Annotated in this window: 14 protein-coding genes; 6 read left to right on the top strand and 8 right to left on the bottom strand. The window is 70.7% G+C overall.

Annotated elements, in window-relative coordinates:
• Window positions 1-170 precede the first annotated feature (170 nt).
• Window positions 171-632 carry an alternative ribosome rescue aminoacyl-tRNA hydrolase ArfB gene (arfB, locus tag BIV24_RS01795; protein WP_071364313.1) on the bottom strand — a complete coding sequence of 154 codons (462 nt, stop codon included), beginning with the start codon at window positions 630-632 and terminating at the stop codon, window positions 171-173.
• Window positions 633-826: 194 nt separating this feature from the next.
• On the opposite strand from arfB, the gene BIV24_RS01790 reads away from it, so the two are divergent.
• Window positions 827-1,402: a TerD family protein gene (locus BIV24_RS01790; RefSeq protein ID WP_071364312.1), complete on the top strand. Its 576-nt coding sequence runs from the start codon at window positions 827-829 to the stop codon at window positions 1,400-1,402.
• Between the two features lie 64 nt (window positions 1,403-1,466).
• Here BIV24_RS01790 and BIV24_RS01785 read toward each other — a convergent pair whose 3' ends face one another.
• The 3 genes from BIV24_RS01785 to BIV24_RS01775 form a co-directional block, all read right to left on the bottom strand.
• Window positions 1,467-1,754: a DUF397 domain-containing protein gene (locus BIV24_RS01785; RefSeq protein WP_071364311.1), complete on the bottom strand. Its 288-nt coding sequence runs from the start codon at window positions 1,752-1,754 to the stop codon at window positions 1,467-1,469.
• Complete coding sequence (locus BIV24_RS01780) at window positions 1,736-2,578, bottom strand: helix-turn-helix domain-containing protein (protein WP_071364310.1); 843 nt, start codon at window positions 2,576-2,578, stop codon at window positions 1,736-1,738. The genes BIV24_RS01785 and BIV24_RS01780 overlap by 19 nt, the downstream gene beginning before the upstream one ends.
• Window positions 2,579-2,800: 222 nt before the next feature.
• The gene (locus BIV24_RS01775; RefSeq protein WP_245766641.1) at window positions 2,801-3,196 is read right to left on the bottom strand and encodes a hypothetical protein; all 396 of its coding nucleotides are present in this window, start codon (window positions 3,194-3,196) and stop codon (window positions 2,801-2,803) included.
• Between the two features lie 224 nt (window positions 3,197-3,420).
• Here BIV24_RS01775 and BIV24_RS01770 point away from each other — a divergent pair, with 224 nt between their 5' ends.
• Together BIV24_RS01770 and BIV24_RS01765 are read left to right on the top strand one after the other, a co-directional pair.
• A complete protein-coding gene (locus BIV24_RS01770; protein WP_071364309.1) occupies window positions 3,421-4,416 on the top strand; it encodes a bifunctional GNAT family N-acetyltransferase/NUDIX hydrolase in 996 nt (331 codons plus the stop codon).
• A gap of 90 nt (window positions 4,417-4,506) precedes the next feature.
• Window positions 4,507-5,007, top strand: coding sequence for a hypothetical protein (locus BIV24_RS01765; protein ID WP_071364308.1), 501 nt, complete (start codon window positions 4,507-4,509; stop codon window positions 5,005-5,007).
• Between the two features lie 42 nt (window positions 5,008-5,049).
• Here BIV24_RS01765 and BIV24_RS01760 read toward each other — a convergent pair whose 3' ends face one another.
• Window positions 5,050-6,024, bottom strand: coding sequence for a zinc-binding dehydrogenase (locus tag BIV24_RS01760; RefSeq protein WP_071364307.1), 975 nt, complete (start codon window positions 6,022-6,024; stop codon window positions 5,050-5,052).
• Window positions 6,025-6,171: 147 nt separating this feature from the next.
• Between BIV24_RS01760 and BIV24_RS35920 the strand changes: the two genes are divergently transcribed.
• Window positions 6,172-6,843 carry a pentapeptide repeat-containing protein gene (locus BIV24_RS35920; RefSeq protein ID WP_079167946.1) on the top strand — a complete coding sequence of 224 codons (672 nt, stop codon included), beginning with the start codon at window positions 6,172-6,174 and terminating at the stop codon, window positions 6,841-6,843.
• A gap of 65 nt (window positions 6,844-6,908) precedes the next feature.
• On the opposite strand, the gene BIV24_RS01750 is transcribed toward BIV24_RS35920, so the two are convergent.
• The 3 genes from BIV24_RS01750 to BIV24_RS01740 form a co-directional block, all read right to left on the bottom strand.
• A complete protein-coding gene (locus tag BIV24_RS01750; RefSeq protein ID WP_071364305.1) occupies window positions 6,909-7,391 on the bottom strand; it encodes a GNAT family N-acetyltransferase in 483 nt (160 codons plus the stop codon).
• 62 nt (window positions 7,392-7,453) lie between these two features.
• A complete protein-coding gene (locus BIV24_RS01745) occupies window positions 7,454-8,860 on the bottom strand; it encodes an NAD(P)/FAD-dependent oxidoreductase (protein ID WP_071364304.1) in 1,407 nt (468 codons plus the stop codon).
• A 10-nt stretch (window positions 8,861-8,870) separates the two neighbouring features.
• Complete coding sequence (locus BIV24_RS01740; protein ID WP_177198600.1) at window positions 8,871-9,524, bottom strand: rhomboid-like protein; 654 nt, start codon at window positions 9,522-9,524, stop codon at window positions 8,871-8,873.
• On the opposite strand from BIV24_RS01740, the gene BIV24_RS01735 reads away from it, so the two are divergent.
• A complete protein-coding gene (locus BIV24_RS01735) occupies window positions 9,523-10,437 on the top strand; it encodes an aminoglycoside phosphotransferase family protein (RefSeq protein ID WP_071364303.1) in 915 nt (304 codons plus the stop codon). The genes BIV24_RS01740 and BIV24_RS01735 overlap by 2 nt on opposite strands.
• Window positions 10,438-10,579: 142 nt before the next feature.
• A complete protein-coding gene (locus BIV24_RS01730; protein ID WP_071364302.1) occupies window positions 10,580-11,611 on the top strand; it encodes a methyltransferase in 1,032 nt (343 codons plus the stop codon).
• The last annotated feature ends 77 nt before the right edge of the window (window positions 11,612-11,688 follow it).

Here is an 11,688-nt window from a genome sequence, read left to right as displayed (position 1 = left end):
AGTACGTCCAGTACGAGGGCTTCCGTCCGGCACGCCGGTGGGGGCACCGCCCGCGCGAGCGAAGCCGAGCGTGGGGGAACGCACCGGACGCCGCTCCTTGACGGGCAAACGTTGCCTGCCACGGCACTAGACCGGACAGTCGGACGGATGTTCGAGCACTCGGGGGTGCCCTAACCCCAGTCCCGCCCCGACCGCCCCCGCTTGGTCTGCGAGCGCTGCTTCTTCTCGCGCAGCCTGCGTTCGTTGATGCCGCGGGGGATGCGGGTCGCCTTGCGGGGCCTGGGCGGCGGGGCCGTCGCCTCCGCGAGCAGGGAGGCGAGGCGTACGGCGGCGGCCTCGCGGTTGCGCCACTGCGAACGATGCTCGGAGGCACGCACGCTGACGACTCCGTCCACGAGCCGCCCCGCCAGCCGCTCCAGGGCCCGCTCCTTCCACACCGGGGGCAGCGCCTCGGTGTTTGCCAGGTCGAAGCGCAACTCCACCTGTGTGTCGCTGGTGTTGACGTGCTGTCCGCCGGGCCCCGACGCCCGCGAGAAACGCCACATGAGCTCGGCCTCGGGCAGCGAGACGGAGCCGCGGATTCTGTGTTTTCCGGGGGATGGCCCCCCGGACCCCCGAGAAGGACCGGACATGCCTCCATGGTCGCGCGCCTGTCCGATCCACGTCACCTCGTTTTCGGGGACTCCGGCAAACGGGTAAAGAAAGTAAAGGACCCCGGAACCATATGTACCCCCCTCGACGTTCCTACCGATAGCTGTAGCTTCGTGACCGTACGAAGCGGCATACAGTGCACCGCGTACGCGATCGAGGGAAGGGACTCCCAACAATGGCTGTAAGCCTGTCCAAGGGCGGCAACGTCTCGCTCACCAAGGAAGCTCCGGGCCTGACCGCCGTCACTGTGGGCCTCGGCTGGGACGTCCGCACCACCACCGGCACGGACTTCGACCTCGACGCGTCCGCGATCGGGGTCAACACCGAGGGCAAGGTCTACTCGGACCAGCACTTCGTCTTCTTCAACAACAAGCAGACCCCGGACAACTCGATCGTCCACACCGGCGACAACCGCACGGGTGAGGGCGACGGCGACGACGAGGCGATCAACGTCAACCTGGCGGCGCTCCCGGCCGACATCGACAAGATCGTCTTCCCGGTCTCCATCTACGACGCGGAGTCCCGCTCGCAGAACTTCGGCCAGGTGCGCAACGCGTACATCCGCATCGTCAACCAGGCCGGCGGCCAGGAGATCGCCCGCTACGACCTGTCGGAGGACGCGGCCACGGAGACGGCCATGGTCTTCGGCGAGCTGTACCGCAACGGCGCGGAGTGGAAGTTCCGCGCGGTCGGCCAGGGTTACGCCTCGGGCCTGGTCGGCATCGCCCAGGACTTCGGCGTCAACGTCTGACGGCTGTCGCTGCGAAGGCCCCCGGAATTCGGTGAATTCCGGGGGCCTCGCCATTGCCTGGGGGTCAGCCCCGGAGCCCGCCGCCCTTGACCGCGCCGACGAACGAGACCCAGGCGCCGGCCTCGAAGACGAGCGCTCCGCGGGCGGGGTCCTTGCTGTCGCGGACGGGGACGACGGAGGGCAGGTTGTCGGCGACCTCTACACAGGCACCGCCGTCGGAGTTGCTGTAGGAGCTCTTCCGCCAGGCAACGGCGCTCAGGAAGTCTTCGGAGACCTCAACGCACTCGCCACCGTCCGGATTGCTGTAGCTGCTCTTGCGCCACGTCGCGTCGGTCAGGTCGATCCCTCGCACGGCACTTCCTCCAACATCCGCAGGGCGAACTTGCGCGACTCGACCGGAGACATGGCCACGTCGCGCATTGCATCGTAGGCACGCTGCAGCCGCTCAACAGAGCTGTTTTCCTCGACCAGTTCACCACGATGCGCGTTCTCCGTGTACGCCACCGTCTTCCCGTCCAGCAGCCTCAGGAACATTACGGCGGTGCTCACCAGCCCGTGCAGGCCAACACCTTGTGGCAGCACCTGAAGCGTGATGTTCGGCCGCTCAGATGCGTCGAGCAGGAACTCCAACTGCTCCCGCCACTCCCCCACGTCACCCAGCGGCGTACGCAGTACCGCCTCGGAGAGGAGGGCGCGAAACGGCGGTGCGTCGTCCCCCTCCAGTAGCTTCCGCCGACCGGTCCGCGCCTCGACCGCTTGGTCCAACTCCTTGCCCTTGGCGCCACCCAGCGCGAGGACCTCACGTGCGTACCCATCTGTCTGGAGCAGGCCGGGCAGGATGCTCACCCCGAAGTGCCACAAGCTCATCGCCTCGGCCTCCAGCAACATGTACCGCCGGTACTGCTCCTTGAACTGCGACGGATCCCCCACCGCCAGTTCCCACAACGCCAACAGCAACCCCGGCGTCCCGTAGTACTGGTCCAACCCCTGCACCACCTCAGGGCTCCCCAGTGTCTGCCCGCTCTCCATCTTCCCGAACAGCGACCAGTCCCAGCCCAGCGCCTCGCCGAGCTTCCGCAGGCTCAACCCCTGCTCCGTACGCAGTAACCGGAGCTCCTCCGCGAACCGCCGCCGCGGCTCCTGACTGCGTCCCGTGATCACCCGTCTCGGCGGCATCGCGCCCTCCTCCACGGCGTTGCGGCCCCGCTCGGGACCGTGCTCGCACCAGTAGGAAGACGCAGCGTATTCAACTCATTGCGCTGAGCGCAGGCATTCGCCGAAAGGGGCGGCTATACAGGGAGAGATCCGCAAGTGTGACACTTCTTCCGAATGTGTCACACCACAGCCGGTACACCCCCAGGACCGCAGCCGTCCGCCGAGCCGTTCCAAGCAGTCATCTCAATCGGTGAGGTGTCGTCGGATGAACGGCGCCGTTCCCAAGACGAGTACGGCGAAGGCGATCAGTCGTTGGAGGCCGGGCTGCGCAACCAGGGTGCTGTGCTGGATGCCATAGGTCGCGTACCAGTTTGCGGCGAGGTCGGTCGTCATGATGGCGCACGCCAGGTCAGTACCTCGACGCTTCCCGCCGACCAGTAGCGCGGCGGCAAGCGGGTCGAAGAGCGCCAGCGAGGACCAGTAGAGGTTGAGCCACCCGGGTGCCCAGCTGTAAGGACGCAGTCCGTGGTGGAAGAGATCGGTGATGTGCGCGACGGCGCCGACGAAGAGCAGGCCTGCTGCGATGACGCAGACCAGCATCACCACCCAGCGCGGAGTGCGGTGCATCCATTCGATCACGTCATGGATCGTCCCAGGTGCGGGTGCGGCACGTCTGGCAGCCGGCCTGCGGTAGCAGATGAGGCTGCAGGCTATGCCACGTACGCGCGCATGGGATTCGCCCAGCTGAAGAGGGAACAGGCCCGCCTGCTGGGGCAACGGCACGGCAGTTGACCGAACGCAACGACGTCTGAGCCTGAACTCGCTTGTTCCGCACAGCCGTTGTCGGCGTTACGTTGCCGCACATGATCCTCACCCCGCTCCCTCTCACAGCCGACCACGACATCCCGGCCCCGCTGCTCACCGAACTCACCGCGCTGTACGCCTCCAACCGCGAGTTCCATGCCCTGAGCGGCGACTTCCCGGACCCGGACGGCATCCAACCGGAGCAGGTGGCGGCCGCGCTGGCCGACGAGTTGGCGCACCCGGACGCGGAGGTCCTCCTCGCCCGCAGCGCGGGGCGCCTGGTGGGGATCGCGATAACGCTCGCCCACCACCCCGACCCGGCCGACCCCGACCCGTGGATCGGCCTGCTGATGGTGGACGCGGGGGCGCAGCGGCAGGGATACGGACGGCGGCTCGCGTCACTCGTCGAGGACCGTTTCCGCGCCGCGGGCCGCACCGCCGTCCGGCTCGCGGTGCTGGAGAACAACCCCAGGGGACTCGCCTTCTGGACGGCCCTCGGCTACGAGACCATCGACCACCGCCCGGACCGCCGACTCGGCCGCGCCTGCGCCGTACTGCGCAAGGAACTGCGCACCCCGCGCCGGGCGGCCCGCGTCGCCGTGGTCGATCCCGAGGGATCGGTCTTCCTCTTCCGTTACGACAACGTCGAGGTGGGTGTGCACTGGGCGCTGCCCGGCGGTGGCCTGGAAGCGGACGAGACCCCGCGTGAGGGTGCGGTGCGCGAGCTGCGCGAGGAGACCGGCTGGACGGACCTGGAGCCCGGCCCACTGCTGTGCACATGGGAGCACGACTTCACCCTCCCCCAAGCTCTCGACTGTGCTCGAGCAGGGGGGACCCCCACGGGAATCCGCGTCCGCCAGCACGAGCACATCTATGTCACCCACGGCCCGCGCCGCGAGCCGGGCGGCGCGCACCTGGCCACCGCCCACGCCGAGGACGGCATCCTCGGCTGGCGCTGGTGGACCCGGCAGGAACTCGCCGAAGCGCCGGAGCCCGTATGGCCGCCCCGGCTGGCCGAACTGCTGGCGGAGTCGGCCGACCACCGGCCCTCCTGAGCGCAGGAGGTGTCGGCGGGGTGGGGGCGACCGTGGCCCCAGGGTGTGGCCCGCGACGGCGGGCCTGGCGTGGCGTGACACCATCACCCCGTGCTCGACATCGGCTACGCCCTCTCCAACCGCTTCCCCGACCCCCCGCAGACCGACTACCGCCGCGCGGACGTCCACGCGCTGCGATACGACCTGTTCTGCGGTGACGTCTACCTCGCCGACACCGAGACGGACCGGGAGTTGTCCACAGCCTGGGGATGGGTGCCGGTGCTCGACTTCGCGTGGGCGCTGTGCGACATCGTCGAGCGGCTCGACCGCGACCCGCTCGGCAGCCGCGCCGCCCGGCCGCAGCAGGCGGAGCTGGACTTCACCGAGTCCACCGACCGCATGCTCTTCGAGCGCCGCTTCGGCTGGGTGGACATCGAGGCGGAGTGGCTGCCGACGTCCGAGCCGCCGCTCACCTTCTCCCACGCCGAACTGCGCCGCGAGTCACGGGACTTCCTGCACGACCTGATCGCCGACCTGACCGACCTCCACGAGGGGCTCCGGGACAACCCGGCGATCTGGACCCTCGAGGCCCGCTTCCCCCGGGTGTCCTAGCCCGCGCGCCGGTAGCCACGGCCACGTCCGTCCGGGCGGTGCTCAAGGCTCCAGCACCACCTTTCCGGTCGTCTCCCGGTTCTCCAGGGCCCGGTGGGCCGCGGCCGCCTCCGCGAGCGGGAAGCGCTGGACGGCCGGTGCGAGGCGGCCCGCGGCGGCCTCGGCGAGGGCTCGCAGCTCCAGGGTGCGCAGGGGGTCGGGGCCGCCCGCCTTCTGCATCATCACGGGACCGAGGACCTGCTCGGAGACGCCCTCGACGAGATACGGCTCCCCGCCCCGGATCCCCTCGGCGGACCAGCCGAAGACGATGTGCCTGCCGCCCGGGGCGAGCAGGCCGACGGCCGTGCGCGCCACGGCGCCGCCCACGCCGTCGAAGACGTGGGTGACCCGGCCCCGGTAGGTCTCGAGGTGGTCCGCCCACAGGGGCTCCCGGTAGTCGACGGCGAGGTCCGCGCCGTTCTCCCGCACCCGTGCGGCCTTCCGCGCCCCGCCCGCGAGCCCGATCACCGTGGCGCCCGCGTGCACGGCGTACTGCACCAGGAGAGTGCCGATCCCGCCTGCGGCGGCGGGGATCAGGACCACGGATCCGGGGCCGAGGTCGGCGAACTGCGCGATCCCCATCGCCGTACGCCCCGTGCCGATCATGGCGACGGCCTGCGCGTGGTCGAGGTCCGGCGGTGTCTCGTGGAGGCGGCCCAGGTCCGTGACGGCGAGTTCGGCGTAGCCTCCGGGTACGAAGCCGAGGTGGGCGACGACCCGCTTGCCGAGCCAGCGGGCGTCGACGCCCTCCCCGAGGGACTCGACGGTGCCGGCGACCTCACGGCCGGGAATCGTGGGCAGGGGCGTCGGGCCGGGCGCCGGGCCCGTCTCGCCCTCCCTGAGCGCCGTGTCCATGAGGTGCACGCCGGCCGCGGCGACAGCGATGCGGACCTGTCCGGGGCCGGGTTCGGGGTCCTCGGCCTTTTCGTACGTCAGGTTCTCGGCCGGGCCGAAGGCGTACAGGCGGATGGCGTGCATGGGCGGGCTCCTCGTGGTCTGCGTCGTCTGTCGTCAGAACGCCCACCCTTCAACCTCAAGCATGCTCGAGGTCAAGTGGGGTCGGGGACATCGGCGGTGAACCCGCAGGTCGGAGCGATTGTCAGGGGTAGGGGGCACCATGGGGGCATGGTGCACAGGACGCGGGTGGTGAAAGCGGCGCGGCGGGCGGAGGTGCGGCTGCCGGAGCTGGTGGGGTTCACCGGCGGGGAGTTGACGCCGGACGGGGACTACGACGGGCTGGAGTTCCGGGACCTGGACTTCGCCGGGCAGGACGGCGCCGGTGCCCGGTTCATGGACTGCGCGCTGACGAGCTGCGCACTGGACGAGACGGGGCTGCGCCACGCGCGCGTGTTGGACTCGGTCCTCACCGGCATACGGGGCGTGGGCACGGACCTCGCCGAGGCGACCCTGCGCGACGTGGAGCTGGTGGACGCCCGGCTCGGCGGGGCGCAGCTGCACGGCGCGGTGCTGGAGCGGGTGCTGGTGCGGGGCGGCAAGATCGACTATCTGAACCTGCGCAACGCCAGGCTCAAGGACGTCGTCTTCGAGAGCTGTGTCCTGGTCGAGCCGGACTTCGGGGGCGCCCGGCTGGAGCGGGTCGCGTTCGCGGACTGCGTCCTCAAGGGCGCGGATCTCACGGCGGCGACCCTGGTGGACGTGGACCTGCGGGGCGCGGCGGAGCTGGACGTCGCCCGCGGGCTCGACCGTCTGTCCGGAGCGGTGATCAGCCACGCCCAGCTCCTGGACCTGGCTCCCGTGCTGGCGGCGGAGATGGGGCTGCGGGTGGCGGAGGTCTAGTGCCGCGACAGGCACGTTGCCTGCCAGGGCACCGGTCAGCCCTGCGCGCCATGCCGGGGCACCGGTCAGCCCTGCGTGCCGCTCCCCAGCTCCTTCAGCGCCTCGTCCGTCAGCCGGTACACCGTCCACTCGTCCTGCGGGCGGGCGCCCAGGGACTTGTAGAAGCCGATCGCCGGGCTGTTCCAGTCGAGGACCGACCATTCCAGGCGCTCATAGCCGCGGTCGACGCAGATGCGGGCCAGTTCCGTCAGGAGCGCCCTGCCGTGACCGGCACCGCGGGCCCCCGGGCGGACGTACAGGTCTTCCAGATAGATGCCGTGCACACCGCGCCAGGTGGAGAAGTTCAGGAACCACAGCGCGAAGCCGACGACCTCGCCGCCCTCGTCCTCGGCGACGTGCGCGAAGGCCGCCGGGCGGTCGCCGAACAGCGCCTCGCTCAGCTGCTCCTGGGTCGCCCGCGCCTCGTGCAGCGCTTCCTCGTACTCGGCCAGCTCACGGATCAGGGCATGGATGACGGGGACGTCTGCGGGGGTCGCGGTGCGGATCATGCGCGCAGTGTCACAGAGGCGGCGGAGCCCGGCAAGCCCCCGCCCCGCCGCCTTTCCGCAGATCAGTGCCGTCCCGCCACCCGGTCCGCGATCCGTGCCAACTTCGAGGACTCGGCGCTGTGCGTGGCCAGTTCACGCCGGTCCGCCATGCGGTAGGTGGCGTACATGCCGTGCACACCGAGCCAGCGCAGCGGTTCCGGTTCCCACTTGCGCACCTGGTGGTTCGCCCAGGGCAGGGCGGTCAGCTCGGTAGCGCCGGCCTGGCCGGAGTCCTGCTGGACCAGGTCGCGCAGGGTGCGTGCGGCAAGGTTGGTGGTGGCGACGCCGGAGCCGACGTAACCGCCCGCCCAGCCGAGGCCCGTGGAGCGGTCCAAGGTCACCGTGGTGCACCAGTCGCGCGGCACCCCGAGCACCCCCGACCAGGCGTGGGCCACCTTCACCCCGGCCAGCGACGGGAAGAAGCGGACCAGGATCTCGTACAGCGCCTCGACGGTGGCCGGCTGGGTGCGGCCGTCGTTGTCCGTGCGCGAGCCGAAGCGGTACGGCACCCCGCGCCCGCCGAGCGCGATCCGGCCGTCGGCGGTGCGCTGCGCGTACATGTACGCGTGCGCCATGTCGCCCAGCGTCTCGCACCCCTCCCAGCCGATCTCCGCCCATTGCTCGTCGGTCAGCGGCTCGGTCGCGATCATCGAGGAGTTCATGGGGAGCCAGGTGCGCTTCTGCCCCTTCAGCGAGGCCGTGAAGCCCTCCGTGCAGCGCAGCACGTACGACGCCCGGACGGTCCCGTACGGCGTCACCGCGTGCTTCGGGCGGATCTCCGTGACGGGCGTCTGCTCGTGGATCGTCACGCCGAGCGCCTCGACGGCCGCGGCGAGGCCCTTGACCAGCTTCACCGGGTGCAGCCGCGCCCCGTGCGGGCTCCAGGTCGAGCCGACCGCGTCCGCGACCCGGATCCGCTCGGCGGTCTCCCGGGCGCCGTACACCTCGCGGTCCTTCTCGCCGTACGACTTCTCGTGCTCGTGGAATGCCTCCAGCCGGGCCAGCTGCGCGGGCGTGTACGCCACCTCCAGGACACCGCCGACATGCACGTCCGCGTCGATGCCCTCCTCCTCGGCGACCCGTACGACCTCGGCGACCGTCTCGTTCATCGCCTTCTGCAGCCGTACGGCCGCATCGTGGCCGTGCAGCTTCGCGTACCGGTCGCGGCCCGCGACACCGTTGTAGAGCCAGCCGCCGTTGCGCCCGGAGGCGCCGTAGCCGCAGAACTTCTGTTCCAGCACGGTGATGCGCAGGAACGGCGCCGCCTTCTTGAGGTAGTACGCGGTCCACAGACCGGTGTAGCCGCCGCCGACGATCACGACGTCGGCGGACGTGTCCCCGGCGAGGGGCTCCCGCGGCGCGGGAAGGCCGTCGTCCGCGTACCAGTAGGAGATGCCGCCGTTGACCACGCTGTCCACTGCGCTGCTCATGCGCCGGACGTTAACTCCTGAGGGCGGCCAGTGTCTCCTTCGGATTCCATGGTTTTCCGCGGCCCCGGGTCAGCGGGTAGCAGGCGAGACCGATCAGCACCGAGACGATATGCCCGAAGTCGGTGAATCCGGGAGACGTGGCGAGAGGGGCTCCGTACACCAGCAGGACGCCCGCGAGATACGCATACCGCCAGGGCGCGGCGATCCGGTACGTGAGCACCGCGGCCACCCCGGCCAGCGCGTAACTCACGCCGAAGTCCAGCGTGTCGACCGCCGAGTACGGAACCGCACCGTCACGGATCGCCAGCAGCAGCGCGCCCTCGCTGACGAGCGTGGCCAGCACGTGCGCGGCACCGCACACCGCCAGCCAGCGCACGGTGCCGAGCCAGCGCTCCGCCTGCGCGTGGAAGACCGTGTAGAGCACGACGTACGGCAGCACGTACCCGCCGTCTATCCACATCGCGCTGGTGACGAACGCGCGCACGGGGTCGGACGACAGCTCGTGGATGTTCGTGGAGCGCTGCCGCAGAAAGTGGTCCTCGACGCTCGGCGGCATGTGGTGCAGGGCCACGGTGGTGAAGACCAGGACCAGCAGCCAGACGTAGGTCCCCGGGGCACTGCGGACGTACGCCACCGCTGCCCCGGGCAGACGTCTGAAGTGCATGCCCCGACTCACAAAGGCAAGTATCGTCGCGAAGGTGATACGGGTGCCTGGCGAGCTGATCGCCTCGCAGGAGATGTTCAACGGGGACGCGGGGCGGGCATTCGTCGCGGACCTGCCACGGCGGGCGGCCGAGTTCCTTCAGCGGTGGCGGCTGCGGGTCGACGGGCCCTCCCTGCACGGGGTCTGTGCGCTGGTCCTTCCGGTGCGCCGCGCCGACGGAACACCGGCCGCGCTCAAGCTCCAGCTCCTGGACGCGGAGAGCGAGGGCGAGCCGCTCGCGCTGCGCGTATGGGACGGCGAGGGGGCCGTACGGCTGCTGGAGCACGACGAGGCGACGTGCACGCTCCTGCTGGAACGCCTCGACCAGGCGCGCATGCTCACGCACCTGCCCGACACACGCGAAGCCGTCCTCGTCATCGCCGAACTGCTGGCCCGGCTGACGTCCGTACCGGCCCCGGCGGGGATGCGCCGGCTCGGTGACGTCGTGCGGGCGATGCTGGAGCAGGTCCCCCGGGCGCTGGAGCGGATCCCCGACCCCGCGGACCGGCGCCTGATGGAGGACTGCGCGGCCGCGGTGCGCGAGGTGGTCTCCGAACCCGGCGACCGCCTTCTCCACTGGGACCTGCACTTCGGCAACGTCCTCGGCGCCGACCGCGCCCCCTGGCTCGCCATCGACCCCAAACCCCTCGCGGGCGACCCCGGCTTCGACCTCCTGCCCTCGATCCACAACCGCTACGACCCCGCCGAGACGGGGTGGCGCTTCGACGCGCTGACCCACGTCCTGGGCCTGGACAGGGAGCGGGCGCGGGCCTGGACGCTGGGGCGGGTGCTGCAGAACTGCCTGTGGGAGATCAAGGACGGCCGCCCGCTGGAAGCGGTACAGCTGGAGATCGGACGCAGGCTGCGCGGGTGACCTCCGCCTGCCCCACGGACACGCCACCGGATGGCCGATCCGGCTCTCCATGACCCGGCCGGCGGCATAGCGTACAGAATATGACTAATGCCACATCAGGTACCCGGCGTGAAACGGCGGCGCTCGCCGAGGAGAGGCGCACATGAGGACCGTCAGCCCTGCCCCACCGCAGTCGTCCATGCGGCTGAGGGAACTCGTCTTCGGGGCGGCGTGCGCCGCCGCCCTCCGCGCGGCCGCCCGGCTGGGGGTCGCCGACGCGCTCGGGGACGCCCCGATGAGCGCGGAGGACCTCGCGGCCGCGGTGAAGACCGAGCCCGGGCCGCTGCGGCGACTGCTGCGCGCCCTGTCCTGCCACGGCGTCTTCACCGAGCACGAGAACGGCACGTTCGCGCACACCGGCATGTCCCGGCTGCTGCGCGAGGACGACCCGCACAGCCTGCGCAACATCACGCTGTGGTGCACCGAACCGTGGACCTGGGACGCCTGGCCGCGGCTGGACGAGGCGGTGCGCACCGGCCGGAACGTCGTGGAGGACCTGTACGGCAAGGAGTTCTTCACCTACCTCAACGAGGACGCCCCGGAATCGGCCGACGTCTTCAACCGCGCCATGACCACCTCCAGCCGGCAGTCGGCACGGGATGTCGCGGAACTCCTCGACCTGTCGGGCAGTGCGTCGGTCGCGGACATCGGCGGAGGCCAGGGGCACGTGGTGGCGAGCCTGCTGGAGAAGTACCCGTCGATGCGGGGCACCCTGCTCGATCTGCCCCGCGTGGTGGAGAACGCCGACCCACGGCTGCTCGAGGGCGGTTCGCTCGCGGACCGCGTGCGCATCGTGGCCGGGGACTGCCGCGAGGCCATCCCGGTCCGGGCCGATGTGTACATCATCAAGAACATCCTCGAGTGGGACGACGAGTCCACCGCCAGGACCCTGCGCAACGTCATCGCGGCGGGCGGGCCCGGAGCGAAGGTCGTGGTCATCGAGAACCTCGTCGACGACACCCCCTCGATGAGGTTCAGCACCGCCATGGACCTGCTGCTGCTCCTCAACGTCGGCGGAGCGAAGCACACCACCGAGAGCATGGTCGGCCGGCTGACCGGCGCGGGCCTGGTCGTCGACGGGATCCGCCCGGCCAATCCCTATCTGCACGCGTTCGAGTGCAGCGTCCCCCGATGACCCGCCGCGACCGCCGGGACGGGGCCGGTCCCCGCACGCCGACGGTCGCCGGGCCCACGACGTCGTGGGCCCGGCGA

Origin of the sequence: Streptomyces colonosanans, from assembly GCF_001866645.1 — a bacterium.
Lineage (GTDB): Bacteria > Actinomycetota > Actinomycetes > Streptomycetales > Streptomycetaceae > Streptomyces > Streptomyces colonosanans.
Note: the sequence above shows the minus strand (reverse complement) of the source record. Positions and strands in the feature narration are given on the sequence as shown.

Coding starts and splice junctions, on each gene's coding strand:
- BIV24_RS01730 (WP_071364302.1), top strand. CDS start 10,580: ATGAGGACCGTCAGCCCTGCCCCACCGCAGTCGTCCATGCGGCTGAGG.
- BIV24_RS01745 (WP_071364304.1), bottom strand. CDS start 8,860: ATGAGCAGCGCAGTGGACAGCGTGGTCAACGGCGGCATCTCCTACTGG.
- BIV24_RS01770 (WP_071364309.1), top strand. CDS start 3,421: ATGATCCTCACCCCGCTCCCTCTCACAGCCGACCACGACATCCCGGCC.
- BIV24_RS35920 (WP_079167946.1), top strand. CDS start 6,172: ATGGTGCACAGGACGCGGGTGGTGAAAGCGGCGCGGCGGGCGGAGGTG.
- BIV24_RS01735 (WP_071364303.1), top strand. CDS start 9,523: ATGCCCCGACTCACAAAGGCAAGTATCGTCGCGAAGGTGATACGGGTG.
- BIV24_RS01790 (WP_071364312.1), top strand. CDS start 827: ATGGCTGTAAGCCTGTCCAAGGGCGGCAACGTCTCGCTCACCAAGGAA.
- BIV24_RS01740 (WP_177198600.1), bottom strand. CDS start 9,524: ATGCACTTCAGACGTCTGCCCGGGGCAGCGGTGGCGTACGTCCGCAGT.
- BIV24_RS01780 (WP_071364310.1), bottom strand. CDS start 2,578: ATGCCGCCGAGACGGGTGATCACGGGACGCAGTCAGGAGCCGCGGCGG.
- arfB (WP_071364313.1), bottom strand. CDS start 632: ATGTCCGGTCCTTCTCGGGGGTCCGGGGGGCCATCCCCCGGAAAACAC.
- BIV24_RS01750 (WP_071364305.1), bottom strand. CDS start 7,391: ATGATCCGCACCGCGACCCCCGCAGACGTCCCCGTCATCCATGCCCTG.
- BIV24_RS01760 (WP_071364307.1), bottom strand. CDS start 6,024: ATGCACGCCATCCGCCTGTACGCCTTCGGCCCGGCCGAGAACCTGACG.